The sequence below is a fragment of the Bradyrhizobium elkanii USDA 76 genome (genome assembly GCF_023278185.1).
Taxonomy (GTDB): Bacteria; Pseudomonadota; Alphaproteobacteria; order Rhizobiales; family Xanthobacteraceae; genus Bradyrhizobium; species Bradyrhizobium elkanii.
Window position 1 is genome coordinate 2305074 of sequence record NZ_CP066356.1, and the last position, 24887, is coordinate 2329960.

Sequence of the window (24887 nt, forward strand, 5' to 3'; positions counted from 1 at the left end):
CCTCGATGGCTACATCGTCGGCACCGTCTGCAACAGTTCCTGCAACTGCCTGGCATAGAACTTCGCATCGCCGGTGGTGAGATGGCCGCGTGTCTCGCGGCTTGCCGGGATCAGATCAATCCTGCCGTTCTTGATCCGCTTCATTGCAGCTTCAGTGACGCCGGTCTCCGGCGGATTGCGTTCATCGTCGGCGGCGTTGATGGCAAGCAGGGTTGCCTCGATCTTCTCCAGTCCGGCGGAGGGATCGTAGTCGTGCGAGGCCTCCCATTGATAGATGTAGTCGTTGGCATCCGATGTGACCGGCAGCGCCAGCTGATCGTCGACCAGCTTGTCGGCCTGCGCTGCGGTTGGCGCCAGGGTCTGGTAGCCGAGCGTGCCGCCGGCGCTGGCAAAGCGATAGGCGGCGATGGCGTATTTCATCATCCGCGGCTGGCTGGTGTAGTTGCCGCCATTGTAGTCGGGATCGTTGCGGATCGTTTCCAGCATCGTCCGCCGCAGCATCCAGTTGCGTGCCGCCATCGCGGTCGGCTGCGAGGCCATCGGCACCAGCACGTCCATCATCCGCGGATAGCGCACACCCCAGATCCAGGTGTGCATGCCGCCCATCGAGTTGCCGATCACGAGCCGCAGATGCTTGATGCCGAGCCCTTCGGTGACGAGCCGGTACTGCGCGTCGACCATGTCGTTGTAGTCGTATTTCGGAAAGCTGGTCCGCATCGCGTCCGACGGCTTCGACGATTTCCCGTGCCCGATGCCGTCGGGGATGATGATGTAGTATTTCGCCGCGTCGAGCGGCTGGCCGGGGCCGAACAACTGGCCGGCAAAGGTCGGCGTCAGCATGCTGGCGGCCGAGCCGCCGGAGCCGTGCAGCACCAGCACCGGTTGTCCGGTCGGCGCGCCGACCGTGGTGTAGTGCAGCCGCAGTTCCGGCATCACCTCGCCGCTGTGAAACTTGAAGTCCTTCCCGGTCCACTCGCCATCCTGCGGCGTGGGGTAATCTGCAGCCATGGCCGGTACCGACATCGAGACGAGAGCGGCCGCAAGCGCCGCGCACAAACGGATCATGGTGCTTCTCCCCACGCGCGGCGCATTTGTCCAGCCGCGTCGGTGCAAGCCTAGCATGACGGAAAACGTCGTCCACGCGGCTGACGCAGAAGTGTCCGGTTAACTCGCCTTCAGCACGTTGAGTGCGTACCAGCCCCAATAGACACGGTGACGCCGGATCAGGCCGTCCTCGATCTCCATGACCTCGACCAGATCCATCTGGTCGCCGTCCGGAGACTGCCGCGGATATTCCCAGGTGAGGACGCGGCCGTCGCTGAAGAAACCCTGCTTGAAGCGCCGCCGTTGCGGCGGGTTGGTGCGGAACACGCGCGCGATGAACGCGCGCAGCTCGTCGCGGCCGCGGACGATCCCGTCCTTGGTCTGCATCAAATGCTGGACCAGCGGGCTCTCGATCGAGGCGTCGGCTGCATAGAGCGCGAGCGCCGCCTCGAGGTCCTTGTTGCCGAGCGCTTCATCCCAGAGCCTGTAGATGCGTTCCGCGTCGTTGCTGCCGGCTGTCATGCTTGTTCCCTTGAGTTTGGTCGACTGCCGCCCATTTGAACGGAGGAGGCCGCCGCGACGTTTCAGGAAAATCTGAAATGAGCTGCGCGGCACGGCGAATGCGGGTAGGACGTTTCGGCGCGATCTGGAGGACGATGCGGTGGGATCATCCCAAGCCCTGCAGCCAGGATTTTCGCGGATCGCCGAGGCATTGGGCGATCCGGTCCGCGAGGCGATGGTCAGTGCGCTGGCCGACGGCAAGGCGTTGCCGGCGGGCGAGCTTGCTGCGGTCGCCGGCATTTCGCCGCAAGGCGCCAGCGCGCATTTGCAGAAGCTGGTCGACGCCCACGTGCTTTCGGTGTGGGCACAGGGCAGGTTCAGATATTACCGGATCAGGGACGACGACGTCGCGGCGCTGATCGAGAGCCTCGTCGATCTTGCGGCCAAGGCCACCGTGGGGCCGCGGCGTGCGATGCCGGCCGAGCAGCTCAGGCAATCGCGCACCTGCTACCACCACCTTGCGGGTCAGCTCGGCGTGCTGTTGTCGAATGCGCTGATCCGACGCCGCCTCGTCGTGATCGACGGCCGCGATGGTCGTGTGACCGAGCAGGGGCTGGCCTGGTGCCGGGCCGAGGCGATCGATTTCGATCCGGCGCGGCAGCCGCATCTGCGGCTCTGCAACGACTGGACCGAGCGCGTGCCGCATCTCGCCGGTCCGTTTGCCAATGCCGTGCTGGCGCGGCTGGTCGAGATGCGCGGCGTTGCGCCGCATCGGATTCCGCGCGCATTGCGGATCACCGATCGGGGGCGGGCGTTCTTCGACCGGCTTGGCGTCCAGGTTCCGTTCTGAAGGCGACGAGGTGAACTAGCGGCCGTCCTCGACCTCGGTCTCCGGGCGGTCGTTGCCGGAGGCGGTTTCGGTCAGCCATTTGCCGTCCGACGTCTCGTACTGGATCGCCTCGGTGCGGCCGGGGACGCGCTGCTCGTTGGCGGCGCGTCGGGCAGCGGCGAGTGCCGCGGCGTGGGTAGGAAATGGTTCCGAGAACACCCCGTTGACGGTATAGGCCCAGCCGCCGTCGTGCTGGACGACCTTGTAGATCACGTGGCTCATCAGGAACCTCGCTCCACCGTGGACGATGACACTGCCAGAATAGACCACGATGTCGTATTTTGCAGCAGCCGATCGTCCTTGAGAGAGCCGCCCCGTTGCCGCGGGCGAGGGAGACCGACATGTGCCGCAATATCAAGACGCTGTTCAACTTCGAGCCGCCCGCCACCGAGGACGAGATCCACGCCTCGGCGCTGCAGTTCGTGCGCAAACTGTCCGGCTTCAACAAGCCGTCGCACTCCAATGAGGCTGCATTCAATCTGGCCGTGGCCGAGGTCTCGACCGCCGCGCGCAAGCTCCTGATCTCGTTGCAGACCACGGCACCGGCGCGCGATCGCGAGGTGGAGGCGGAGAAGGCGAGGGAGCGTTCGCGCCTGCGGTTTGGCTGAGGGCGGGGCGTACCGTGATGCAGATCACGGTACGGCGCCGCGCGTCCGGGCATCGGTGCCGTTCACCCGATCCTGGAGCGACGCCATGAAGCCTGCCCTGCTCACGTTCTGTTCGATTGCGTTCGCCGTGCTCTGGACCTGCGGCATGCTGTGGTCGAGCGGGAAGATCGACCTTGCCAACGTCATCATCCTGTCGGCCTGCGGGGCGCTCGCGGGCGTTGCCTGGTACTACGCGATGCGCTGGGTCTTCCAGCTCATGCACCTCGCCCGGCCCTCCGATCCTCCGGCCAATCCGGGCGCGGAGCGGTAGGCATCGGGCGCGACACGGACCGAGCTGGCCGTGTCGTCGCGCGAGGACAAAAGGGTTACTTCTTGTCCTTCTTGCGGTGCTTCTTCTTTTTCTTGTGATCGTCGTCCTCGTCGTCATCATCAGCGAAGTCGATGGCGTCGACGTCAAGCGCGATCGCTTCCGCTGCCGCGCGCTCGGCGGCATCGCGCTCGGCGAACTCGGCGGCTTCACGCTCCTTGGTGCGCTTGTAGTCTTCCCAGGCGTCGAAGATCATGTGCAGCCACGGCATCACCTGCTCGATCGACGGCAATTGTCCGGGCGGACCGGCTTCACCGCGCGGGCCGGCCGGTCCCTGCGGTCCCTGTGGACCAGCTTCGCCGCGCGGACCCTGCACGCCCGCCTTGCCTTGCGCTCCCGGCTTGCCCTGGGGACCCGCCTTCCCAACCAGTCCGGGCTTGCCCTGCGGACCCGGCTTGCCGCGCGCACCTTCCGGCCCCGGCCGCCCCGGATGTCCCTGCGGACCGGGCCGACCCGGCTCGCCCTGACGGCCCTGCGGCCCCTGCGCCCCTCGTGACCCCTGGCGGGAGATTGTCTCGTCAGCCACTGATATGCTCCGTCGCGATTTCAAGCCGCTTGTAACAGAGGTTGGATGACGGCTTCAATTCTGCCCGGCGCCGCTGATGCAAGCGATCAACAGTCATAATTCGATGCGAAGATCGTGACGGGAGGACGCGTTGCGGATTCTGAACGACAGGCGCGGGGCAGTTGCAGGCGACGCAACAAAGGCGCTGACGTTCGACATCGTGGTGACGCGGCACGATCTGCGCGATGAAGCGGCGTTTCGCAACACCGGCGTCCTCGACCTTTATGCCGAGCTATTTCCTCCGAACGAGCGCGACGCCCCCGACGACATTGTGCGCTGGGTGCTGTCAGACGATGTCGGCGAGCGACGAGAGTTCAGCGTCGGCGGCCGGAAGCTGTCATATTGTCTCGACTCGCGGTGCTTCATCTTGCGCGCGGAGGGGCGCGCGATCGGCCTCGGTTTCTTCACCTACGATCACGCAAGCGAGCTGATCTACTGCAACTATGTCGGCGTCGCGAAGGCGTGGCGCGGCGGCGGCCTGGCGGGCCGGTTCTATCGCGAGATGATCGAGATGCTCGACGCCCTGTTTCCACGCAATATCGGCGTGGTGCTCGAGGTCGAGCCGTATGATCGCGATCGCCTGGCGGCGGTCATCGGTGATCTCGAACGAACGGGCGTGAGGCAACTCGCCGCGGATCAACAGACCGGGATTCGCAGATTGTTGCGCGTCAGCTGGTACGACAAGCTCGGCTATTGCTTCTTCTGCGACGCGCGCGACATGCAGCCGCTTGTGTGTCGCTCGCCATGCCTCGATCCATCGCTGTTGCCATCCGCTTGGGTCGGCGCGGAGGAAAATTATTGGTTGGCCTGGCAGTCGCGGACCGGCGCGCCGTCGGTGGAGGGCGAGCGCGGGGGTGAGCTCTGGCAAAGAGCCGTCGCTGCGATCTATGTCGAGATCCTCGCAAAATCCCTGGTCGACGACGATCCGAATGGGCGGCGCGACTATTGGGACTATGCGACGGCGCTGGTCGCGCAGACGCTGCAACGGGCCGCGATGACCGAAGTGCGTCTGGCTCGCTGCCTCGACGCCGAGGGCAGCGAGCTATTGTCGCGCTGGCGGCGGCTTGCGATCGACCCGCCGATCTAGCGTCGACGTGCGGTCAGGCTGCAGCGTGCTCGCTCAGCGGCACGTCGATGCCGTCGGCCGAATATTCGCGGATCTTGTTCCGCAACGTCCGGACCGACAGCCCGAGCACGCGCGCTGCGCGGGTGCGATTGCCGTCGCAGCGCGCAAGCGTTTGCAGCACGAGCTCGCGCTCGACTTCATCGACGGTCGCGCCGATCAGCAGTGGGACGATTTCATTTGGAGCCAGCGACGGCAGCAGCGCTTCCGGCGACGGTACGGTGGACGCGTAAGACATGAACTCCTCCCGATCAACGCCCGCTTCGTCGGTGAAGCGAAGACATCGAGAACCAACTACCCCGTAGATCCACGGTGTGCCGGTTTGGTTAACAAGCCCTTAACGCGCTCCTAACTCCCTGCTTTGTAAGCAAAATACCCAGAAATCGCCACGATTGCGGTTCCATCCGTCACAATGTGCGGTATCCGCCATCGACCATCACGATCGATCCCGAGACATAGGCCGACAGGTCCGAGGCGAGGAAGATGGCGGGGCCGACGATGTCCTCCGGCTTGCCGGCGCGGCCGAGCGGGGTGTGGTCCATGAAGACCTTGACGAGGTCGGGATTGGTGGCGCGCACCTTCTCGTTCAACGGCGTCTCGATGAAGCCCGGCCCGATTGCATTGACGCGCACACCATCCTTGCCGAGCTCGGCGGCCAACGCCTTGGTGAAGCCGAGCACGCCGTGCTTGGAGGCGGTATAGGCCGGCGAACTCGGCGTGCGCAGATGCACGAAGGACTGGATCGAGCCGATGTTGACGATGCGTCCCTTGTTCTTGCGCAGTGGCGCGAGGAACGAATGCGTCACGTTGAACACGCCGGTGAGATTGATCGAGATGATGTCTTCCCAATCCTTGATCACGGCCTCGTCGGTGCCGAGCATGCCGTTGCGGCGCGCGATGCCGGCATTGTTGACCAGGATCGAGACCGGCCCGACCTTGTCGGCCACTCGCTTTGCCATCGCGACACAGGCGTCGCGATTGGTCACGTCGAGCGCAAAGCTCTCCGCCTTGCCGCCGGCATTGCGGATCTCCCTGGCCGCTTCCGCCGCCGCATCGCCGTTCATGTCGAGCAGCACCACGCGCGCGCCCTCGCGGCCGTAGCCGAGTGCGATGGCACGCCCGATGCCCGAGCCTGCACCGGTAATGACGGCGATGTGATTGTCGAGAAGGGCCATGGCGTTTCCTCGTTCTGATTTGTGAGCGTTGTCGACAACACTATTCAAAACTGCGCCAACCGAAACGCCAAGCCGCGTTTGCGCGTTGCTGTTATCCGGATTCGGATGACAGCACGGACCGATCATGGACCCGCATATCAGACACTGGAAAGTTGCGATCGAGCGCTTTTGCGCGGCGCCGGACCCTGACTATCGCGAGATCGCCAAGATGGTCGCCGAGATCGCCGCGACCGACATCGACGAGACGCTGCGGCATGCGGCCGCACAGGTGCTGCCGATCTTGCGCCAGGCGGCGCTGAAATCGGCCGACCGCCGCACCAAAGCGATGGCGCTGCGCCGTCTCGGCATCGTCAGCGATGCGCTGCACATGCTGTCGGCACCGCGGTTCGGCCGGCGCGGCCTGACGCCGAAAGCGCTGACGCAGGAGGAGCAGTACCGGCAATTGCTCGGCCTGCCGTTCGGCCGCCGGCTCGCAGCGACCGAAGTCCAGCAGGCTTTCAAGCGCGCCGCCAAGACGGTGCATCCCGACGGTGGCGGCAACGGCGCGGCATTCCTCGAACTCGCCGCCGCGCGCGACGCCCTGATCAAGCATCACTGACGCTGGATCGCGTCACTACCTGACAGCACAAGGACGGACGCCGCGCTGTTGCCGCGTGTCCGCCCTTTGCGTGATCGAATGGCGTTCGCTCAGAACGAGCAGGTGCCGTTGTTCAGGAGGCCGGTCTTGTAGCTGAACGCGGCGTCGAAGGTCGGCAGCTCCTCGCTGACGATGGAGAAGTTCGCCGGCCACGGCGTGGTCGGGATGCTCTGGTCCCAGATCTGGCAGAAGCCGGTGTCCTGCCAGCGGATCAGATGATAGGGCGTGGCGCTGGCCGGGCTTGCCGCGGCAAGCACGGACACGGTGGCGGCAATGGCGGCACAGGCAATCGCAAGACGTCGCATGGCAAATCTCCGGTTTGAAAAATGAATGCTCCACGGGAAATCCTGGAGCTCAGGGGCCGATCGCCCCGGACATGCAGTGAGTGTTGCAACCCCGGGAACAGGTTCAACACTGGTCCTGCGAAAGCACCCGTCAACAAATCGGCCATCGCTGTGCCAAATTGCGCCTGTTTACGCGCTTGCTACAGTCGGCGCATCGCGATTCGCAGCCGTGTCGCGACGCGAGCAAATCGACGAGAGCAAACCGACGTGAGCAATTCCTGGGGAGACCGAACATGAAACCTTCATCCACCCTTCGCGCCGCGCTGGTGGCGCTGCTGGCGTTCACCGGCCTTGCGTTCTCCTCCGCCGCCCGTGCCGACAGCGGCTTCGTGACGCTCACGATCTACAAGGCCGGATGGATCATCGGCGGCTCCGGCGGCGGCGGCGTCTTGACCTTCCGCGGCCGCTCCTACCGGCTCTCCACCGGCGGCCTCGACTACGGCCTGGTATTCGGCGGCTCCAAGACCGTGCTGCGCGGCCGCGTCAGCAACATCAACCGTCCGTCCGACGTTGCCGGCGTCTACGGTGCGGCCGGCGCGGGGCTTGCCGTCGGACGCGGCGCGCGCGCGATCGTGCTGACCAATCAGAAGGGCGCGGTGCTGGAATTGACCGGACACCAGGTCGGTCTGATGGCCAACGCCGATCTGAGCGGCCTTGCGATCACCATGCGGTAGAGCATTTCGTTCAGTTTATCCCCGTCATCCCCGCGCAAAGGCCAAGCCTTTGCGCGGGGATGACGGGGCCAGCTGGGGCAAAGCCGCGTTCACCTGAACAGATGCAGCGCGGCGTATTGCAGCAGCATGATGGTCTTGGCGTCGACGATGCGCCCGTCGCCGATCATGGCGAGCGCGTCGTCGATCGAGAGCTCGAGCACCTCGATGTCCTCGCCCTCGTCGGCGAGCCCGCCGCCGTCACCGACGCGCATCGCGGCGTCGTATTCGGCGACGAAGCAATGCAGCTTCTCGGTCACCGCGCCCGGAGACGTGAAAGCCTCGAACACCTTGCGCACATGCGCGAGCCGGTAGCCGATCTCTTCCTCCGCTTCGGCGCGGATGCGTGCTTCCGGCTCGGCATCGTCGAGCATGCCGGCGGCAGCCTCGATCAGGAGATCGTCATAGCCGTTGGCGAAGGCGGGGTAGCGGAACTGGCGCACCAGCACGACGCTTCGGGTCGTCAGATTGTAGGGCAACAGCGCCGCGCCGTTGCCGCGGTCGTAGACCTCGCGCACCTGGGTCTGCCATTCGCCGTTGGCGCGCCGGTAATCGAACGTCGCGCTCTTCAGCTCGTAGCGGCGCTTCGAAAGCAGCTCGACGTCCTTGACGCGGACGCGGTCGGCGATGCTCATGCGTTGATCCTCAACCCTCTCACGGCGTCGCTTCGCGACCGTCGAGCCATTTGGCCAGCATCACCGAAGTCGATTCGTCATAGCCGAGCGATTGGTAGAACGCGCCGGCCTTGGCATTCTCCCGCCGCACCAGCAGTTGCAGCTTCGGCACGCCGGCGGCGCGCAGCCAGTCCTCGGCCGCCGCCATGATGCTGCGGCCAAGTCCCTTGCCCTGGCGGTTGGGATCGACCGCGACGTAATAGACCCAGCCGCGATGACCGTCGTGGCCGACCATCGCGGTCGCGACGATCGCATTGGCGTCGTGGCCGACCAGCACGGCCGAGTTCGGTCCGCGCCGCGCCAGCGCGATGTCGGCAGCAGGATCGTTCCACGGCCGCGTCAGGCCGCAGGCCTGCCACAGCGCGACGACATCGGCGATGTCGTTATCGGTGATCTCTGCAATGGCGAGGGAGGCAGGGGAGGAGGGCATCGTCGCCTGCGCGGTCACAGCACCTTGCCCGGGTTCATGATGCCGAGCGGATCGAGCATCGCCTTGACCTGCCGCATCAGCTCGATCGCGACCTTGTCCTTGACGTCAGGCAGTTCGTCGCGCTTGAGCACGCCGATGCCGTGCTCGGCCGAGATCGAGCCGCCCATCCGCAGCACGATCTCGAACACGACGGCATTCACGTCGTGCCAGCGCGCCAGGAAGTCGGCCGCATTGGCGCCGACCGGCTGGCTGACATTGTAGTGGATGTTGCCGTCGCCGAGATGGCCGAACGGCACCGGCCGCGAACCCGGGATCAGCTTCACCACCGCCGCATTGGCCTCTTCGATGAAGGCGGGCACGGCTGCGACCGGCACCGAGATATCGTGCTTGATCGAGCCGCCTTCCGGCTTCTGCGCCGCCGACATCTCGTCGCGCAGCTTCCAGAACGCCTGGCGCTGGCTCAGATTGGCGGCGATGACAGCGTCGTCGACGATGCCGTCCTCCATGCCCTGGGCCAGGATCGCCTCCAGCGTGTCGCGCGCATCGTCGCGCGACGACGACAATTCCATCAGCACGTACCAGGGATGCTTGCTGGTCAGGGGATCGCGGATATCGATGCCGTGGCGGATCGAGAAGTCGACCGCAACGTCGGCGAGCAGCTCGAAGCTCGTCAGTGCACCGGCCGCTTGATCGCGCGAGATCGACAGCAGCTTGAGTGCGGCCGCCGGCGACTTCAGACCGACATAGGCGGTCTCGACCGCACGCGGCCGCGGAAACAGCTTTAGCGTTGCCGCGGTGATGATGCCGAGCGTGCCTTCTGCGCCGATGAAGAGGTTGCGCAAATCGTAGCCGGTGTTGTCCTTTTTCAGCTTCGACAGCGCGTTCAGCACGCGCCCGTCAGCCAGCACGACTTCGACCCCGAGCGCCATTTCGCGCGCCACGCCGTAGGCGAGTGCTCCGGTGCCGCCGGCATTGGTCGAGAGGTTGCCGCCGATCGTGCAGCTGCCCTCGGCGCCGAGCGAGAGCGGAAACAGCCGGTCGACCTCGGCTGCCTTCTGCTGCGCGATCTGCAGCACCACGCCGGCCTCGCAGGTCATGGTGTTGGATTCGACGTCGATGTCGCGAATCTTGTCCAGCCGCCGCAGCGAGACCACGACCTCGCCATTGTGCGGGGTCTGGCCGCCGACCAGGCCGGTGTTGCCGCCCTGCGGCACCAGCGCGATCCTGTGCTCGGTCGCAAGCTTGCAGATCGCAGCGACCTCGGCGGTCGAACCGGGGCGCAGCACCAGCGGCGAGCGGCCGTGGAACAGGTCGCGCTCCTCGGTGACGTAAGGCTTGATGTCGGCGGCGTCGGTCACCGCATATTTCGTGCCGACGATGGCGCGGAATTTTTCAAGCAATTCGGGCGGAAGCGGCGGCACCGCTGATTGGACGATATTCATTTTTTCTTGGTCTTTCACTCAGTCGGGGATCTTTGCCTAAGCGTGCCCTTCGCGCAAACGCTTCGCGTTTGTCGCGAGGGAAAGCCGGTTCCCACTTGGCGCTAACGCGGCCGTTCCGGTCCGGGTCATGCTGGTTACCGCCCAACGGCCGCGCGGCGCAGCCGGTCATTGATGGCTTCACCCAATCCCTCCTCGGGAATCGGCGTCACCGCGATCGCATCCGCGTTTCTTTTGTCGAGGGTGCGGAGGTAGCCGAACAGATTGGCGGCGGCCTCGGCCAGGTCGCCGCGCTCGGACAGGTTCATCACCACGGAGGCGCATTCGCTGCGTGCGACCTTGGCCGGCCCGAACGCCAGCAAGGCTTCGCCGACATGGACGTCGCTGGCATTGAGCCGGACCGGCGTCCGCGGCGCGTAATGCGAGGCGAGCATGCCGGGGGCAACCGGCTGGGCGTCGGTTTCCGCGTCTTGCGGCGGCGACTGCAAGGGCTGGCCGAGCACACGCTCGATCTCGGCGCGCGTCAGCCCGCCCGGCCGCAGCAGCACCGGATCGGAGAAGCAGCCGACGATGGTGGATTCGACGCCGACCTCGACCGGTCCGCCGTCGACGATCAGGTCGATGCGGCCCGCGAGATCGCCGTTCACATGCTCGGCGGTGGTCGGCGAGACATGGCCGGAGAGATTGGCCGACGGCGCTACCACGGCACCGCCGAAAGCCTTGATGATATCGCGCGCCACTTTGTGGGCCGGGATGCGGATGGCGACCGTATCAAGCCCGGCGGTCGCGAGTTCCGCAACCGGGCAGGAGAGCGCCTTCGGCAGCACCAGGGTCAGGGGACCGGGCCAGAACGCCTCCGCCAACCGCAGGGCCTGCCCGTTGAACAGGGCAATCCGGCGGGCGGCGCCAAGATCGGCGACATGGGCAATCAGCGGATTGAAGGCCGGCCGGCCCTTGGCCTGGTAGAGGCGGGCGATCGCGGCGGCGTTGCCGGCGTCGGCGCCGAGGCCATAGACGGTCTCGGTCGGAAACGCCACCAGGCCGCCCTCGGCCAGGACCCCGGCGGCGGTCGCCGTGGCGGCGGCGCCGGCGGACAAAACGTGCGTTTTCAGACCTGTATCCACTGTGACTAGATTCCTCAATTGGGTGCCTCGTGGTCCCTTGCGGTCCCCGAAACCCGACGCTATAAGCCCGGCTCTCAGTCGGAGTGTGGCTCAGCCCGGTAGAGCACTGCGTTCGGGACGCAGGGGTCGCAGGTTCGAATCCTGCCACTCCGACCATTCTTTCAAGCACTTATAGGTTCTGTGTTTTTTGTGCGCAACGAAATGCGCAACGATTTGAAGCTCGGCAGCCATGTCTGTCGCCCTCGAAGCACCCGTCAAGGACGTCGAACAGCGGTCCGCGGCGGGCTTGTACTGTTCTAAATCGGAAAAAAGACGATCGGGAAGTGCGAGGGAACTAGCCCCTGTCGGGATGTTACATCGAACACCATCGAGCACCACAAGTCCTCCCTTCGGACCTACGAGCTGATTTGGCGGATATCAAAGCACGAATAGCTCGCGCAGAGTAGTGGTCAGCTCAGCGCCTTGCCCCAAAAGCTTCCGCCGCCTCTTCCTGAAAGTCCGGGTGGTGATGGCCATAGTTGGCCTCTAATTGCTCAACGGTCATGCCGAGCCAGCCAGCGGCTTCCCACATGTCGACGCCCGCCTGCATCAACCATGTCGCCGCTGTATGGCGCAGTGAATGCCGGACGACGTCGTCGCCCAGCCCGGCGTCCTCCAGAATACCATTCCAGGCTGACCTGATCTTGCCGGCAAGCGGCTGGCCGTCGTGCAGGCGGTTCACGACGAACCGGATTTGTTCACCGTCTCTCATAACCCCTGAGGCGCGGAGTTCTGCAGATCGAGCTTGGTCGATCCTGCGCCATCGAATCAGATGCGGACGCAGGCGGCTAGCGATCTTTGCCGGCGGCCGCCGTTTCTTGGTCGACTGCTCCAGCGTCCCTTTGCCCTGGTAGACCATCGCGTCAAGGTTCATCCATGGATGGGTCGTTGTTGGCAGCCACTGGGTGCGCCGGATGGTCTCTTCGCGACGAGCACTGTAGATACCGATCAGGCAGAAGCGCGCCGCGGGATAGCGACGACGAATGATCCACCGCTCCCGGCGCGCGAGCTCGCCATCCTCGCTGCGCTTCCACGTTTCCTGCTCCGTGTCCCACACGTAGCCGATTGTTGCTCCGAGTAGGCGCGCTGCCTCGTTGCGCGTTAGCCATCGGTGTCGTCCTTCGGCTTTAGGAGGAAGAGTGACCTTTGGAACGACGGTGAGCGTATGCTCGGCGTGGTAGGCGTTCACGGCAGCGCGTAGATCTTCGAGTCGGCGTCGTGCGGTTTGATCAGAGACTGTCCCGTTGCGTGGCTTGATGCCGGCTTTCCTATGATTGTCGTTCGCAGTACCGGTGGACCAATCGACAAAGTCGCGACAAAGCTGAGCTTTGAGCTGACTGACGGTTTTATCGCCAAAAAAGTTGTTAAGATCGAGCAAGCGAATGAGCAGCAGGTCATGTTGTGCCCACGCGCGTTCATCGCTCGTGTCCTTGGGCCGCTTTGAAATTTCGTAGGCTGTGAGGACGTCGGCTATCGCGAGGACGTTCGGGTCAGTTGCCCCGATGGTGCTGGTATGTCGCTCGCCGATATAGGTCTCGAGCGCCTTCGCAGCTCCGTCAATGTCGTCGCGGCTGCAGCCTGTGCGGATTTGCCGGCCACGATCGAGGATGATCCAGGTTTCATCGTCCTCTCTAAACCAGAGTCGTGGCGGCTTGGCTCTGCGGCCCGGCATGACGGCTTGACCAATTTGCAGATCGCTCGAGGGGTTGTCAGATCCTTGCCCGCAACTTTGGCGATTTCAAGAGTCCCGGTGGCCGCGGCTCTGCGCAACGATGATATTGTCAACGGACCGAGTGGGAAGAACACTGCCGCGGCCTCGACAAGGGTCATTACTTCATCCTCACCCCATTGGGCAGGATCGGGCCGCGCTTTTGCGCGAGCGAGCTTGTCGATCTTGCGCTTCGGCATTCCTTGAACGCGTTGCTCGTGGGGGGGCGCTGCCTTTGGATCAGAGCGTTAGGTCCTAAGTGTAGACGAAAACCACTCGTCGAGCAGTCCTACCGGCGCGTGGATGGGGTAATCGGCGGCTTACGACTGCGAATCGGACAATTTTGCTTGCAGCCCTGAAGCGCAGTGGAGTGGCGGCGGCCCTTTGCTCCGGGGACAGTGGGGAGCAGCTCAATAGGCGGGAGGATCTTATTCGAGCTTGAGGTGGCGCCGCCTTATCGCAGGTTCTGCAATCTCAACAACCTGTGACAGCCGAAGCTTTCCTCTCGGCTGTCTGACATCACACTCGACTGGATGGTGGAATTCAACACCGAACCGCATTCCGTTGGTCGAAAGTGATCCGCGACGTGCTAGAAAACGCGCTACTTCACGAGACGGCCTATCAAAGGCTTGCGATGAGCTCGGTCCGCAACTTTACGAGCTTTGGCCCGTACAGGCCAGTCGCTCTGCGAAATCATCTAAAGGCAAAGGCGTTCTTCGAACCAGCCTCGACGGAGAAGGATCTCACCGCGAGATAGCATACCAAATGAAAAACAAACGTGCCTCGCTTTATGAGGGAGACTCAGCGGCGAAGTAGACCCTCGCTGCCCGACGGCGCCGATCATTTCGTTTCTGAATAGAGGGGGGCAACGTAATCTGTCCAATCCAACCTATCGATCGACGGCGGCCGCAACCTCCTATTGGATAAACTATGCCAGCGACACCGCATCGCAAGGAACTGCTTGGATTTGGCAAATGGATAACCACAGTCTTCGCGCTTGTGTTATTCCGACGGCAGGAAATTCAACTGCTGATGCAATGGAGGTCCAGCGATACACTTGTTGGACGGCTCTCGATTTTGCTATCAAAACCGCTTGCCATTAACTTCAGCAGGTGAGTATTCGCAGCCGAGTTTTCGCCCGCATGGCAACAATCGTCGCGTTTCGCGTCAACAAAAGAATACCGCTTTCCCGGACGCGCTGAAAAAGAGTTTGGCTTGGACTCGCTGGTCCCAACTTTCTCTGACAGTATTGGTTGCTCGCCGATGATGCTTGCGAGGGGAACGCGGATGACTTTCAGGGGCCTCTTTGACCGATCTCGAACCTGCGTTGCGCAGCTGATGTCGTATCGCGCACCGTGTTGTTGACGCACCGATTGCGCGCCGGCGCGGATCAGGGCTGATCGCGCAAAGTTTCCCATCATCCCGATCTCAGTGACGGCTTGAACGAGCTGTGTCGTAACCCGCTGACCAGCCGCAGCGTGAATGCATCGTGCTGCTTGCGTCACACTGCAAATCCAAACTTCAGAAGGACATTCCTATGACCGCGAACCATGATCAGATCAAATTCGCCTATTGGGTGCCGAACGTTTCCGGCGGCCTCGTGATCAGCAAGCTCGAGCAGCGAACCGGCTGGGATATCGATTACAATCGCCGACTGGCGCAGATCGCGGAACAGGCGGGGTTCGACTATGCCCTGAGCCAGATCCGCTTCACGGCCGGCTATGGCGCCGAGTTCCAGCACGAGCCGGTCGCCTTCAGCCACGCGCTGCTCGCGGCGACCACGAAGCTGAAGGTGATCGCGGCGCTGCTGCCCGGGCCTTGGAATCCGGCGGTTGCCGCCAAGCAGATTGCCACCATCAGCCAGCTCACCGAGGGCCGCGTTGCGGTTAATATCGTCTCTGGATGGTTCCGTGGCGAGTTCACCGCGATCGGCGAACCTTGGCTCGATCACGACGAACGCTACCGGCGCTCGGAAGAGTTCATCCGGTCGCTGCGCGGGATCTGGACCCAGGACAGCTTCACCTTCCGCGGCGATTTCTATCGCTTCAGCGACTACACGCTGAAGCCGAAGCCGGCCCAGCCGCTGCCCGAGATCTTCCAGGGCGGCAGCTCACGCGCGGCGCGCGACATGGCCGCGCGGGTGTCGGACTGGTACTTCACTAACGGCAATTCGGTCGATGAGATCAAGAAGCAGGTCGATGACATCAGGGCCAAGGCAAGGGCCAACAACCATTCGGTCAGGATCGGCGTCAATGCGTTCGCGATCGCGCGCGACAGCGAGGTTGAGGCGCGCAGCGTCCTCAACGAGATCATCGCCAAGGCCGATCCGGAGGCCGTCAACGCCTTCGGTCACGAGGTTAAGAACGCCGGCAAAGCCTCACCGGAAGGTCAGGGCAATTGGGCCAAATCGAGCTTCGAGGATCTCGTCCAGTATAATGACGGCTTCAAGACCAACCTGATAGGCACGCCCGAGCAGATCGCCGAGCGCATCATCGCGCTCAAGAAGATCGGGGTCGACCTGGTGCTGCTCGGCTTCCTCCATTTCCAGGAAGAGGTCGAGTATTTCGGCCGCCGCGTCATTCCGCTGGTGCGTGCACTGGAAGCGGACGCGGCGCGGCACGTCCAGGCCGCCGAGTGATTCGGGAAACATTGGCGTGACCATGATCGCAGCAAGCGCGGGTGTGCTTCCATTGGATGGCGCCCTTGTCGAGCCGGCTCTCTCTGCGCCCTTGTCCGCGCGCGCGGACGTCGCGGACCGTGCGCTCGTGAAACGAGGCAGTGGCGAGATCCAGCCGGTGCTCGCGCTTGCTGACATCTCGCTCTCGTTCGGCGGCGTCGCCGCACTGCGCGACATCGATCTCGAGGTCGCACAAGGCGAGATCCGCGCGGTGATCGGCCCCAACGGTGCCGGCAAGAGCTCGCTGCTCAATGTCATCAGCGGGCTCTACCGGCCGGACCGGGGCCGGGTCTGGCTCGGCGAGCATTCCTTCGGCCATGTACCTACGGCGCGGCTGGCGCAGCATGGTGTGGCGCGGACGTTCCAGAATCTCGCTGTGTTCAAGGGCCTCTCGGTGCGCGACAACGTCCTGATGGGAGTGGCGCACCGGGTCCGCGCCGGCTTTCTGCGCCAGATCGCCGGCTCGCCTCTGGCACGGCGGATCGAAGCGGAGAACCGCGCCGCCGCAGAAGACGTCATCGGCTTCCTGCACCTTCGCGAGGTGTGCGACCGCGCCGCCGGAACCTTGCCCTATGGTTTGCAGAAGTGCGTCGAGTTGGCGCGTGCGCCGGTGGCGCGGCCGTCGCTTTTGCTGCTCGACGAGCCCTTTGCGGGCGTCACGCTCGGCGAGAAGCACGAATTGGCCGCGCATGTCCGCAACGCCCGCGACAGCTATGGCGCCACCATCGTCCTAATCGAGCATGACATCGGTGTGGTGATGGGGCTGTCCGATCGCGTCGCGGTGCTCGACTATGGCCGCAAAATCGCCGACGGCACGCCGGACCAGGTGCGGTCCGACCAGGCGGTGGTCGATGCCTATCTCGGCGTCGCGCATGCGGACGAAACGGAGCTCGCACTTTGATGTTTGACTATCAATTCCTCATCGAAGTGCTGGTGGGCGGCCTGCTGTCGGGCGTGATGTATTCGCTGGTCGCGATCGGCTTCGTGGTGATTTACAAGACTTCGGGGGTGCTCAACTTCGCGCAGGGCGCGATGCTGCTGTTCGCGGCGCTGACCTTCGTCAGTCTGGTCGAGCGCGGCGTCGCGCTTCCGCTTGCGCTGCTGGCGACACTCGCGATCATGGTCGCGCTCGGTGTCGCGGTCGAGCGCACGGTGTTGCGGCCGCTGGTCAACCAGCCGCCGATCACCTTGTTCATGGCGACGCTGGGGCTGTCCTATGTGATCGAAGGCGCGGCGCAGCTGTTGTGGGGCACCCAAGTCCACGGCCTCGACATCGGCATCAGCGACGTGCCGCTCGATATCGTCGGCGTCTTCATCAGCCGGTTCGATCTGTTCGCGGCGGCGGTGGCGGGCAGCCTGGTTGCGCTGTTCGCGCTGTTCTTCCGCACCACGCGGACAGGGCTGTCGTTCCGCGCCGTCGCCGACGATCCGTTTGCAGCACTTGCGGTCGGCCTTCGCCTGCCGCGGGTGTGGGCCATCGTGTGGACGGTCGCCGGCATCGTTGCGCTGGTCGCCGGATTGCTGTGGGGCGCGCGGCTCGGCGTGCAGTTCTCGCTGTCGCTGGTGGTGCTCAAGGCGCTGCCGGTGCTCGTGCTCGGCGGCTTCGATTCGATCGCCGGCGCCATCGTCGGGGGCCTCCTAATCGGCGCGATCGAGAAGCTCGCCGAGGTCTATGTCGGCCCGTTGGTCGGCGGCGGCATCGAGGCTTGGGCGGGCTATGTCGTCGCGCTGGTATTCCTATTGGTGCGGCCCTCGGGACTGTTCGGGCAGAAGCTGGTCGAGAGGGTCTAGCACATGGACGCAACCTCGAACCCGCGCCAGACCCTCCCCGTCATCGACCGCATCCTGATCGGCATCGGCGCAGTGATTACGTTCGGCGTGATCCCGCTCGCCGGTTCGGATTATTTGATGGACGCGGTTCTGACGCCGTTCCTCGCGCTGGCGCTCGCCGCGGTCGGGCTCAACGTCCTCACCGGCTATGCCGGGCAGGTGTCGCTCGGCTCGGCCGCGTTCCTCGCGGTCGGCGCCTATGCCGCCTACAATCTGCATCTCCGTTTGCCCGAGTTGCCGCTGCTGCTCGACCTGGTGCTGGCCGGCCTCGTCGCGGCCGCGATCGGCATCGTGTTCGGGCTGCCGAGCCTGCGGCTGCGCGGGTTCTATCTCGCGGTCTCGACGCTCGCGGCGCAGTTCTTCGTACAATGGGCGCTGACCAAGTTCGGCTGGTTCTCCAACGACAATCCGTCCGGCGTGATCGATGCGCCAGCGCTGACCATCGCCGGCTATTCCTTCACCAGCGCGGCGGGCCGCTACCTGTTCTCGCTGGCCGTCGTGACGGTGGCGACGATCCTGACCTTGCTGCTGCTGCAATCGCAGACCGGCCGCAACTTCATCGCGGTCCGCGATCACGAGATCGCGGCAAAGGTGATCGGTGTGCCGCTGCTACGGACCAAGCTGCTGGCGTTCGGCGTATCCTCGTTCCTGATCGGGGTCGCTGGGGTGCTGTGGGCCTTTGCCTACCTGCGCACAGTCGAGCCGGCCGGCTTCAATCTCGATCGCTCGTTCCAGATCCTCTTCATCATCATCATCGGTGGATTGGCATCGCTGCGCGGCGCGTTCCTCGGCGCGGCCTTCATCGTGGTGTTTCCGCTGATCCTGTCGCGGCTCGGCGCGGCTCTGCTCGGTGGCGTGTTCGACTCCGGCGTGCTGGAGATGAGCCAGCGCATCGTGATCGGTGCGCTGATCATCGCCTTTTTGATCGCGGAGCCGCGCGGATTGATCGCGCTGTGGGACCGGTTTCGCGCGGCGTCGGCCGCGTGGACCGGCCTCCGCAAGACGTTTCCTGCAACTGACACATCAAGGAGCTGACGATGAGGTTTCGACACTTGAAATTCGCGCTGGGGGTAGTGGGCGTCCTTGCATTTGCTGGAGCACCGGCGGTCCACGCCGACGAGCAGTTCTTTCCGCTGCAAAGCTATCGGGTTGGCCCCTATGCCGCCGGCGGCACCGGCTTCTTCGGCGGCTTCATCGACTATCTGAACCTAATCAATATCCGCGACGGCGGCGTCAACGGCGTAAAACTGACCTGGGACGAGGGCGAGACCCAGTACGAGGTCGAGCGCGGCGTCGAAGTCTATGAGCGGTTGAAGAACCGGCTCGGCGTCGCTGCCTGGAATCCGCTGTCGGTCGGCATCGCCTACGCCATGATCGACCGCATCACCAAGGACAAGGTGCCGCTGATCACCGTCAACCATGGCCGGACCGATTCGACCGACGGTCGCGTCTTTCCCTACGTCTTCCCGCTGCTGCTCAATCCTTACAGCGAGACCTCGGGTATCGTGAACTACATCGCGAGCCGCGAAGGCGGCGTCGACAGGCTCAAGGACAAGAAAATCGTCGTGCTCTATCACGGCTCGCCCTACGGCAAGGAGACGATCCCGATCTACAAGCTCCTCGCGGACAAGTATCATTTCAGCGTCGAGCAGATCGAGGTGCCGCATCCCGGCAACGAGCAGCAGTCGCAGTGGCTCTCGATCCGGCGCGCCAAGCCCGACTATGTGGTGCTGCGCGGCTGGGGCGTGATGAATCCGGTGGCGCTGAAGACCGCGCAGAAGGTCGGCTTCCCGGCCGACCACATCATCGGTAATGTCTGGTCCAATTCCGAGGAAGACGTGATCCCAGCGGGCGACGCAGCCAAAGGCTATATCGCGATCACCACGCAAGCCTCCGGTGCCGAATATCCGGTGCTGCAAGAGGTGATCAAGACCGTCTATGGCGCAGGGAAGGGCAATCTCGACGACAAGAAGCGGATCGGCAGCGTCTACCACAACCTCGGCATCGTGAACGGCATCCTCAACGTCGAGGCGATCAGGATCGCGCAGGCCAAGTTCGGCGAGCGCACGCTGACCGGCGACGAGGTGCGCTGGGGCTTTGAGCATCTGCAACTGAATCCGGCGCGGGTCGAGGCGCTCGGCGCCAAGGGGCTGTTCCATTCGATCAACGTCACTTGGGACAATCACGAGGGCGACGGCCGCGTCACCTTCCAGCAGTGGGATGGCGCGAAGTGGAAGGTGGTGTCGGACTGGATCGCGCCGGACTGGGCGTCCCTGCGGCCGATCATCGAGAAGTCCGCGGCCGCCTATGCCCAGGAGCATGGCATCACGCCCCGCACCTCCGGCGACGATCCGGTCAGCCAGTAATCGATCGCGCCGCTGCGGGAGCCTTGTGCCTCCCGCAGCCGGTAACTCGACGGATCGAACCATGAGTGAAGTCCTGCTCTCAGTCGACGGCCTGGCCGCGACCTACAATCACGCCATCGGCGCCGTCAGCGACGTGTCGCTCGTGGTGCGGCCGGGCGAAATTGTCGCCGTGCTCGGCGCCAACGGCGCCGGCAAATCGACCACCTTGCAGGCAGTGTCGGCGCTGCTGCCCGCCCGTCGCGGCCAGATCACTGCGGGCTGCATCCTGTTCGAGGGCCACGATCTTGCCGGCATATCGGCCGCCGCGCTAGTGCGGGCCGGCATCGTGCCGGTGCTCGAAGGGCGGCACTGTTTTGCGTCGCTGACGGTCGAGGAGAACCTCTTCACCGGCGCGATCGGGCGCGATGCGACCCGCGCCGAGACCGCAGATGATCTCGACCGCGTCTACACGCTGTTTCCGCGGCTGAAGGAGCGGCGCCGTTCGCTGGCCGGGCTGACCTCCGGCGGCGAGCAGCAGATGACAGCGATCGGCCGCGCCCTGATGTCGCGGCCGCGGCTGCTGGTGCTCGATGAGCCGTCGATGGGGCTGGCGCCGCTCGTCGTGGAGGGGATTCTTCGCGCGCTCAAACAGCTCAATGCCGAGCAGGGTCTGTCGATCCTGGTCGCGGAGCAGAACTCGACGGTGGCGCTACGCTTCGCCGACCACGCTGTCGTGCTCGAGAACGGCCGCAGCGTGCTCGCGGGTGCCGCCGCCGAGCTGCGGCGGCGCGGCGACATCAAGACGCTCTATCTCGGCGGATCGTCACAAGTCGATCCGAGCCGGCAGCCGACCCAGGCTGTCGCTTGACATCAACCCGGACAGGAGAACGACCATGGCCCAAGAAAATCTCGCCCGAAAGATCGACGACGACGTCTATGCAAGACTCGACGCCGCGATCGACGCCACCGTGAAGGTGAACGCCGATCGCAACGACAAGGAGAGCCGGTTTCCGCGCGAGAATCTGCGCGCGCTGTCGGAGGCCGGATGGACCGGCGTGCTGAACGAGGTGCAGCATGGCGGGCTCGGTCTCGCTCACGTCGACTTCGCCGAAGCCGCGTATCGCATCGGGCAAGCCGATGCCTCGACCGGCCTCGTCTATGTGATGCATGTCGGCGCGGCCCAAACTATCAATCTGTTCGGCAGCGCCGACCAGAAGGAGCGCTGGCTCAAATCCAACAATGGTGGTCTGCTCGGCACCTATTCGACCAGCGAGCGCGCCACCGGCGGGCACTGGTGGTACAATCTCTCGGAAGCCTCGCGCGACGGCGAGGATTATCTCGTCAATGCCGAGAAGTCGTTCACGACCAGCTCGGGTCAGGCCGACTACTATGTGGTACAGACGCGCACGCCCGGCGCAAAGGACCAGGCCGATATCGTGTTCTTCATCGTCGACGGCAAGGCCCAAGGGATCGAATCACGGCCTTGGGATGCGCTCGGCGTGCGGGCCAATCATTCAGGTCCGATCCGCTACAGCAATGTGCGGGTGCCACAGCGCGACCGGCTCGGCACCGAGGGGCAGGGCAAGGAGATCATCTATGACGGCGTGTCGCCGGTTTATCTGATCGGGCTCGGCGCGGTCTGGGAAGGCGTGGCGCGCGGAGCGCTGAACGCGGCGGTGGCGCACACCACGAGCTTCGTGCACAAGGATCGGAATAAGAGCCTATCGGATTACCAGGCGATCCGGCAGGAGCTCGGCGCCGCCAAGGTGCTGGTCGAGACCTTGCGGCCGTGGCGCAACGAGCTCGCAGCGCGACTCGACGTGCTGTGGCGCGCCGGCAGGCCGCAGAGCGAGATCCTGATTCCGCTGACCGAATTCAAGGTGCACGCCGCCGAGGTCGCCAACAAGGTCGCGGCCACCGCGCTGACCGTGACCGGGGGCTATGGCTACCATCGCGGTCCGATCGAGCGCTCCTATCGAGACGCGCGCGCCGCGATCGCGATGGGCCCATCCAATGTGATCGCACGCGACTGGATCGGCAAGGCGCTGGTCGGCTTGCCGTTGGAACTGTTCTACGAGGGCGGAGAGTAAAGCCTCGCGGCCTGCACTCCACAGGCTCGGAAATACCGTTCCCTACCGTCGCTAGTCGACCGCGAACCGTGAGTTGTGCAAGCTTAGAGGCCTTTCAGAAGGCGTTGGCAGTCTTTGGTTCGCTCGATCAGCTTTGCGGCAAGGCGCTGGATAACGGCGTTATCTAGCCCTTCCGCTTGCGCGGTAGCGCACACGCCGCTTACGCTGTCCGGAAGCAGATCGGCCAAGGAGTTCAGTCCCGCAATGACTTTTTCCGCATCGAAACGGATTTCGCGGGCGAATTTCCGCCATTCACGCGCACCTATTTGACCAAGCTTGTATTCCCCACCAATCTTCATCGCGAGCTTCATCTTTTGCAGATCAACATCGTCGTAGGGAAGGATGCTGGCGATATCGTAGAGTGGCGCAAGCCGCACCGTTGGGCCGTTGGCTAGCAGTAATGAGTAGTTCTTGGCGTGCGCATCGGTCCCCCCGATGAGCCAATTGAAGCCGAGAGCATCGATGAACGTATCGATATCATCAACGCTCTCGGTGGAATGGGTACGTAAGAGTTCGATAATATCCGTGGCGGACGGGCCGCCTTCGCTTTGATATTTCCTGGTTGGCATGATGCCGCGTGCCTGGCACACGTCCTCTTGATGGACGCGAATGACGTGATTGCCACTGAACTGCCGATCGTAGCGTTCGACGACAATGGCGACCTCATTCTCAAACCGCATGACCTTTGTTTCGGCGACAGGCAAGCCGAGATTACGCGCGAGATTGAGGCAGATATGTTCGTTCTCGGCATGGCCGTCGAAATAGCCGGTCGGCGGCTTCAGGATATGCGTTGTCGGAATGCGTCCGGACGGTATACCCCATTGTCCTCTTTGCAGAAGCAGTGCGGTTTTCGGCTGTGCACCGGCGAGGCTGAATTGCCCCGTATCACGCGGCAGCCGCCACGCGGCATGATCTTCTCTCAATGCTTGCAGACGTTTTGCGACGGCTGCTTCGTCAAGCCACTCAACCTTGTCGTCCGTACCGCTTTGCAATTTCTCCAAACGATCGGGCGTGACGAATTGAATGGCGCCGGCGCAGTCTTCGCCGACATGAGAAATCAGGGCAAACACATTGCGGGCCGAGACCTGAAACTTCTTCGCCCAACGATCGAGAACGCGCTCATTGTCCGGGAGCAGTCCCCATAGAAAGGCCTGAACAGCGGCGGGGCCGTGTTCCTCGGCCGCGAGTGGCATGGAGAGCGAAATGGGGTATGCGTCCCTCGTTTGCCGCCAATCGCTGTCATAGACAAAGGTGAGACGGCCACGAGCGTCGTTGTGCACGCGGCCGACTTCCCTGCCGTCCAGAAGCGCGATGAGTTCGTTGGTCATGGCCTGCTCTTTTTGGCTTTTGACACGATTGCGTTGATATCAACGACTGGCTTTTCTAAACCGCGGCCATGGGGTTGTTCGCTGCCTGCGTCTAGACGGATGCCGAGTGCGTCAAGAGCGCGGAGCACTAGGCCGAGTTCAGCGCGCGCGTGGCCGCGCTCAACCTCAATAACCCACTGACGGCTGACGCCAATGCGCTTGGCGAGGCTCGACTGGTCGAGCTTGAGGCGTTTGCGTGTGCCTCGAATGATGGCCCCGAGATCGGCCGACGTGCGTATGAGCATGGCAATTCAGAATGTTGACGTTCGCTTACATTACCATATGTCACCGTTCGGCGACAACTGAAAATGTCAGCGAACGTCGACTTTTGAAAATGTCATCGTTCGGTAACACGCGCAGGTTTGTGCCTAGACTAGAAAAATATAATCAGATCAATTAATTATCCTTATGAATCGAGCTCCGGAAAAATCTTTTTAACGGCTCCTTGATAGCCTGGGACGAGCGAGAATTGGCCTGTCGAGGAGATAGCGATGCCTGTCGCCATATATGAAAGATCTGGGTCCGAAAGGATTTTCGGCCGAAGGTTAGAGGTCCCGAGGGCGCAGCCGATGGCTACGAAAAAGTCTCACGCCAAAGCAGGCAAGTTAAACCGTTCCGACCTCGTCGAAGATGCCAGATATCCATATTTGGTGGGGCACGACAAAGATGCACCGCAAGTACATCGGTATGTAATCAAAGCCTCGTAGGAGCTCTACGCCGTCCTCCAAAGCGCACCGGACGATCAGACGGCGACATTCCGTTCGCTCATTGGCGCGCGCCTACTCCGACTACAGCAACGTGCTCGATCGCCGCAGCGTCTCCTACAGAACCAACGTCAGCAGCCGCTGTGGTCGGGATCGATCCCGAGTGATTGAAAGACTCCCGACTAAAGGCTGTCGAGACCAGAGCCGACGAATTCTGCTGCTACCAGGAAATCGCCATTGGCCCAAGCTGCCAATTGAGTATGCGCCGCGCAATAGAAGGCGCGCGACGTGATCTTAAAAAATCGGCATTGGGGCGATTCTCTAGGCGAAGGCCTCGTGCAGGAAGAGCGTATCTCTTCCGCTCCGTGTCCGGGAGCACCACGATCATGTTGTCTGGCAGTCCCAAGGCGGTGGCCTGCCGATACGTCTAACGTGCAGTGGTGTCGTTCTCGAATACG

General features: G+C 63.5%; 28 protein-coding genes and 1 tRNA gene. 14 read left to right on the top strand and 15 right to left on the bottom strand.

Annotation, left to right across the window (positions count from 1 at the left end):
• Positions 1-9 precede the first annotated feature (9 nt).
• On the bottom strand, positions 10-1065 hold the full coding sequence (locus JEY66_RS11105; protein ID WP_026193249.1) for an alpha/beta fold hydrolase: 1056 nt from the start codon (positions 1063-1065) through the stop codon (positions 10-12).
• 99 nt (positions 1066-1164) lie between these two features.
• Positions 1165-1566: a nuclear transport factor 2 family protein gene (locus tag JEY66_RS11110; protein WP_026193248.1), complete on the bottom strand. Its 402-nt coding sequence runs from the start codon at positions 1564-1566 to the stop codon at positions 1165-1167.
• 139 nt (positions 1567-1705) lie between these two features.
• Here JEY66_RS11110 and JEY66_RS11115 point away from each other — a divergent pair, with 139 nt between their 5' ends.
• Positions 1706-2395, top strand: coding sequence for an ArsR/SmtB family transcription factor (locus JEY66_RS11115; RefSeq protein ID WP_125459371.1), 690 nt, complete (start codon positions 1706-1708; stop codon positions 2393-2395).
• Between the two features lie 15 nt (positions 2396-2410).
• On the opposite strand, the gene JEY66_RS11120 is transcribed toward JEY66_RS11115, so the two are convergent.
• Complete coding sequence (locus JEY66_RS11120) at positions 2411-2656, bottom strand: DUF2188 domain-containing protein (RefSeq protein WP_016840968.1); 246 nt, start codon at positions 2654-2656, stop codon at positions 2411-2413.
• Between the two features lie 119 nt (positions 2657-2775).
• Between JEY66_RS11120 and JEY66_RS11125 the strand changes: the two genes are divergently transcribed.
• Both JEY66_RS11125 and JEY66_RS11130 read left to right on the top strand, forming a co-directional pair.
• Entirely contained in the window at positions 2776-3042 is a 267-nt protein-coding gene (locus JEY66_RS11125) for a DUF2277 domain-containing protein (RefSeq protein WP_026193246.1), read from the top strand.
• A gap of 85 nt (positions 3043-3127) precedes the next feature.
• Positions 3128-3352, top strand: coding sequence for a hypothetical protein (locus JEY66_RS11130; protein ID WP_016840966.1), 225 nt, complete (start codon positions 3128-3130; stop codon positions 3350-3352).
• Positions 3353-3407: 55 nt separating this feature from the next.
• On the opposite strand, the gene JEY66_RS11135 is transcribed toward JEY66_RS11130, so the two are convergent.
• Positions 3408-3935, bottom strand: coding sequence for a collagen-like domain-containing protein (locus JEY66_RS11135; protein WP_026193245.1), 528 nt, complete (start codon positions 3933-3935; stop codon positions 3408-3410).
• A gap of 130 nt (positions 3936-4065) precedes the next feature.
• Between JEY66_RS11135 and JEY66_RS11140 the strand changes: the two genes are divergently transcribed.
• Positions 4066-5061 carry a hypothetical protein gene (locus JEY66_RS11140; protein ID WP_016840963.1) on the top strand — a complete coding sequence of 332 codons (996 nt, stop codon included), beginning with the start codon at positions 4066-4068 and terminating at the stop codon, positions 5059-5061.
• Between the two features lie 13 nt (positions 5062-5074).
• Here JEY66_RS11140 and JEY66_RS11145 read toward each other — a convergent pair whose 3' ends face one another.
• Together JEY66_RS11145 and JEY66_RS11150 are read right to left on the bottom strand one after the other, a co-directional pair.
• Entirely contained in the window at positions 5075-5335 is a 261-nt protein-coding gene (locus JEY66_RS11145; RefSeq protein WP_016840962.1) for a helix-turn-helix domain-containing protein, read from the bottom strand.
• 169 nt (positions 5336-5504) lie between these two features.
• Positions 5505-6272 carry an SDR family NAD(P)-dependent oxidoreductase gene (locus JEY66_RS11150; RefSeq protein ID WP_016840961.1) on the bottom strand — a complete coding sequence of 256 codons (768 nt, stop codon included), beginning with the start codon at positions 6270-6272 and terminating at the stop codon, positions 5505-5507.
• 124 nt (positions 6273-6396) lie between these two features.
• Between JEY66_RS11150 and JEY66_RS11155 the strand changes: the two genes are divergently transcribed.
• Entirely contained in the window at positions 6397-6870 is a 474-nt protein-coding gene (locus JEY66_RS11155; protein WP_016840960.1) for a hypothetical protein, read from the top strand.
• An 89-nt stretch (positions 6871-6959) separates the two neighbouring features.
• Here JEY66_RS11155 and JEY66_RS11160 read toward each other — a convergent pair whose 3' ends face one another.
• Positions 6960-7214 (bottom strand): hypothetical protein, encoded by a 255-nt coding sequence (locus JEY66_RS11160; protein WP_016840959.1) that lies wholly within the window; start codon positions 7212-7214, stop codon positions 6960-6962.
• A gap of 272 nt (positions 7215-7486) precedes the next feature.
• Here JEY66_RS11160 and JEY66_RS11165 point away from each other — a divergent pair, with 272 nt between their 5' ends.
• A complete protein-coding gene (locus JEY66_RS11165; RefSeq protein WP_016840958.1) occupies positions 7487-7927 on the top strand; it encodes a hypothetical protein in 441 nt (146 codons plus the stop codon).
• Between the two features lie 89 nt (positions 7928-8016).
• Here the strand turns inward: JEY66_RS11165 and JEY66_RS11170 are convergent, their stop codons facing one another.
• The 4 genes from JEY66_RS11170 to JEY66_RS11185 form a co-directional block, all read right to left on the bottom strand.
• Positions 8017-8598, bottom strand: a complete 582-nt coding sequence (locus JEY66_RS11170) for an NUDIX hydrolase (RefSeq protein WP_016840957.1) — start codon at positions 8596-8598, stop codon at positions 8017-8019.
• A gap of 19 nt (positions 8599-8617) precedes the next feature.
• The gene (locus tag JEY66_RS11175) at positions 8618-9067 is read right to left on the bottom strand and encodes a GNAT family acetyltransferase (RefSeq protein WP_026193244.1); all 450 of its coding nucleotides are present in this window, start codon (positions 9065-9067) and stop codon (positions 8618-8620) included.
• A gap of 14 nt (positions 9068-9081) precedes the next feature.
• Positions 9082-10509, bottom strand: a complete 1428-nt coding sequence (locus JEY66_RS11180) for an FAD-binding oxidoreductase (protein ID WP_018273355.1) — start codon at positions 10507-10509, stop codon at positions 9082-9084.
• A 134-nt stretch (positions 10510-10643) separates the two neighbouring features.
• Complete coding sequence (locus JEY66_RS11185; RefSeq protein ID WP_026193243.1) at positions 10644-11630, bottom strand: L-threonylcarbamoyladenylate synthase; 987 nt, start codon at positions 11628-11630, stop codon at positions 10644-10646.
• 79 nt (positions 11631-11709) lie between these two features.
• On the opposite strand from JEY66_RS11185, the gene JEY66_RS11190 reads away from it, so the two are divergent.
• A tRNA-Pro gene (locus tag JEY66_RS11190) sits at positions 11710-11786 on the top strand.
• A 298-nt stretch (positions 11787-12084) separates the two neighbouring features.
• Here the strand turns inward: JEY66_RS11190 and JEY66_RS11195 are convergent.
• Both JEY66_RS11195 and JEY66_RS11200 read right to left on the bottom strand, forming a co-directional pair.
• Positions 12085-13341 (bottom strand): site-specific integrase, encoded by a 1257-nt coding sequence (locus tag JEY66_RS11195; RefSeq protein WP_018273353.1) that lies wholly within the window; start codon positions 13339-13341, stop codon positions 12085-12087.
• A 1058-nt stretch (positions 13342-14399) separates the two neighbouring features.
• On the bottom strand, positions 14400-14882 hold the full coding sequence (locus JEY66_RS11200; RefSeq protein WP_125459244.1) for a hypothetical protein: 483 nt from the start codon (positions 14880-14882) through the stop codon (positions 14400-14402).
• A gap of 32 nt (positions 14883-14914) precedes the next feature.
• Between JEY66_RS11200 and sfnG the strand changes: the two genes are divergently transcribed.
• From sfnG to JEY66_RS11235, 7 genes are all read left to right on the top strand, one after another.
• Complete coding sequence (sfnG, locus tag JEY66_RS11205) at positions 14915-16015, top strand: dimethylsulfone monooxygenase SfnG (protein ID WP_016840953.1); 1101 nt, start codon at positions 14915-14917, stop codon at positions 16013-16015.
• A 22-nt stretch (positions 16016-16037) separates the two neighbouring features.
• Positions 16038-16955 carry an ABC transporter ATP-binding protein gene (locus JEY66_RS11210; protein WP_018273352.1) on the top strand — a complete coding sequence of 306 codons (918 nt, stop codon included), beginning with the start codon at positions 16038-16040 and terminating at the stop codon, positions 16953-16955.
• Positions 16955-17845 (top strand): branched-chain amino acid ABC transporter permease, encoded by an 891-nt coding sequence (locus JEY66_RS11215; protein ID WP_018273351.1) that lies wholly within the window; start codon positions 16955-16957, stop codon positions 17843-17845. The genes JEY66_RS11210 and JEY66_RS11215 overlap by 1 nt, the downstream gene beginning before the upstream one ends.
• A gap of 3 nt (positions 17846-17848) precedes the next feature.
• Positions 17849-18919, top strand: a complete 1071-nt coding sequence (locus JEY66_RS11220) for a branched-chain amino acid ABC transporter permease (RefSeq protein WP_016848255.1) — start codon at positions 17849-17851, stop codon at positions 18917-18919.
• 2 nt (positions 18920-18921) lie between these two features.
• On the top strand, positions 18922-20250 hold the full coding sequence (locus tag JEY66_RS11225; RefSeq protein ID WP_035632474.1) for an ABC transporter substrate-binding protein: 1329 nt from the start codon (positions 18922-18924) through the stop codon (positions 20248-20250).
• Positions 20251-20311: 61 nt separating this feature from the next.
• Complete coding sequence (locus JEY66_RS11230) at positions 20312-21097, top strand: ABC transporter ATP-binding protein (protein ID WP_016848253.1); 786 nt, start codon at positions 20312-20314, stop codon at positions 21095-21097.
• A gap of 25 nt (positions 21098-21122) precedes the next feature.
• The gene (locus tag JEY66_RS11235) at positions 21123-22319 is read left to right on the top strand and encodes an acyl-CoA dehydrogenase family protein (RefSeq protein WP_016848252.1); all 1197 of its coding nucleotides are present in this window, start codon (positions 21123-21125) and stop codon (positions 22317-22319) included.
• Positions 22320-22402: 83 nt separating this feature from the next.
• On the opposite strand, the gene JEY66_RS11240 is transcribed toward JEY66_RS11235, so the two are convergent.
• Both JEY66_RS11240 and JEY66_RS11245 read right to left on the bottom strand, forming a co-directional pair.
• Positions 22403-23686 (bottom strand): type II toxin-antitoxin system HipA family toxin, encoded by a 1284-nt coding sequence (locus JEY66_RS11240; RefSeq protein ID WP_016848251.1) that lies wholly within the window; start codon positions 23684-23686, stop codon positions 22403-22405.
• Positions 23683-23970, bottom strand: coding sequence for a helix-turn-helix domain-containing protein (locus JEY66_RS11245; protein ID WP_016848250.1), 288 nt, complete (start codon positions 23968-23970; stop codon positions 23683-23685). Before JEY66_RS11245 ends, JEY66_RS11240 begins: the two co-directional genes overlap by 4 nt.
• Between the last annotated feature and the right edge of the window lie 917 nt (positions 23971-24887).

Bases quoted from the DNA above. Each gene is read 5' to 3' on its own strand.
- JEY66_RS11105 (WP_026193249.1), bottom strand. From the start codon at position 1,065: ATGATCCGTTTGTGCGCGGCGCTTGCGGCCGCTCTCGTCTCGATGTCG.
- JEY66_RS11110 (WP_026193248.1), bottom strand. From the start codon at position 1,566: ATGACAGCCGGCAGCAACGACGCGGAACGCATCTACAGGCTCTGGGAT.
- JEY66_RS11120 (WP_016840968.1), bottom strand. From the start codon at position 2,656: ATGAGCCACGTGATCTACAAGGTCGTCCAGCACGACGGCGGCTGGGCC.
- JEY66_RS11125 (WP_026193246.1), top strand. From the start codon at position 2,776: ATGTGCCGCAATATCAAGACGCTGTTCAACTTCGAGCCGCCCGCCACC.
- JEY66_RS11130 (WP_016840966.1), top strand. From the start codon at position 3,128: ATGAAGCCTGCCCTGCTCACGTTCTGTTCGATTGCGTTCGCCGTGCTC.
- JEY66_RS11145 (WP_016840962.1), bottom strand. From the start codon at position 5,335: ATGTCTTACGCGTCCACCGTACCGTCGCCGGAAGCGCTGCTGCCGTCG.
- JEY66_RS11150 (WP_016840961.1), bottom strand. From the start codon at position 6,272: ATGGCCCTTCTCGACAATCACATCGCCGTCATTACCGGTGCAGGCTCG.
- JEY66_RS11155 (WP_016840960.1), top strand. From the start codon at position 6,397: ATGGACCCGCATATCAGACACTGGAAAGTTGCGATCGAGCGCTTTTGC.
- JEY66_RS11160 (WP_016840959.1), bottom strand. From the start codon at position 7,214: ATGCGACGTCTTGCGATTGCCTGTGCCGCCATTGCCGCCACCGTGTCC.
- JEY66_RS11165 (WP_016840958.1), top strand. From the start codon at position 7,487: ATGAAACCTTCATCCACCCTTCGCGCCGCGCTGGTGGCGCTGCTGGCG.
- JEY66_RS11170 (WP_016840957.1), bottom strand. From the start codon at position 8,598: ATGAGCATCGCCGACCGCGTCCGCGTCAAGGACGTCGAGCTGCTTTCG.
- JEY66_RS11175 (WP_026193244.1), bottom strand. From the start codon at position 9,067: ATGCCCTCCTCCCCTGCCTCCCTCGCCATTGCAGAGATCACCGATAAC.
- JEY66_RS11180 (WP_018273355.1), bottom strand. From the start codon at position 10,509: ATGAATATCGTCCAATCAGCGGTGCCGCCGCTTCCGCCCGAATTGCTT.
- JEY66_RS11195 (WP_018273353.1), bottom strand. From the start codon at position 13,341: ATGCCGGGCCGCAGAGCCAAGCCGCCACGACTCTGGTTTAGAGAGGAC.
- sfnG (WP_016840953.1), top strand. From the start codon at position 14,915: ATGACCGCGAACCATGATCAGATCAAATTCGCCTATTGGGTGCCGAAC.
- JEY66_RS11210 (WP_018273352.1), top strand. From the start codon at position 16,038: ATGATCGCAGCAAGCGCGGGTGTGCTTCCATTGGATGGCGCCCTTGTC.
- JEY66_RS11215 (WP_018273351.1), top strand. From the start codon at position 16,955: ATGTTTGACTATCAATTCCTCATCGAAGTGCTGGTGGGCGGCCTGCTG.
- JEY66_RS11220 (WP_016848255.1), top strand. From the start codon at position 17,849: ATGGACGCAACCTCGAACCCGCGCCAGACCCTCCCCGTCATCGACCGC.
- JEY66_RS11225 (WP_035632474.1), top strand. From the start codon at position 18,922: ATGAGGTTTCGACACTTGAAATTCGCGCTGGGGGTAGTGGGCGTCCTT.
- JEY66_RS11230 (WP_016848253.1), top strand. From the start codon at position 20,312: ATGAGTGAAGTCCTGCTCTCAGTCGACGGCCTGGCCGCGACCTACAAT.
- JEY66_RS11235 (WP_016848252.1), top strand. From the start codon at position 21,123: ATGGCCCAAGAAAATCTCGCCCGAAAGATCGACGACGACGTCTATGCA.
- JEY66_RS11240 (WP_016848251.1), bottom strand. From the start codon at position 23,686: ATGACCAACGAACTCATCGCGCTTCTGGACGGCAGGGAAGTCGGCCGC.
- JEY66_RS11245 (WP_016848250.1), bottom strand. From the start codon at position 23,970: ATGCTCATACGCACGTCGGCCGATCTCGGGGCCATCATTCGAGGCACA.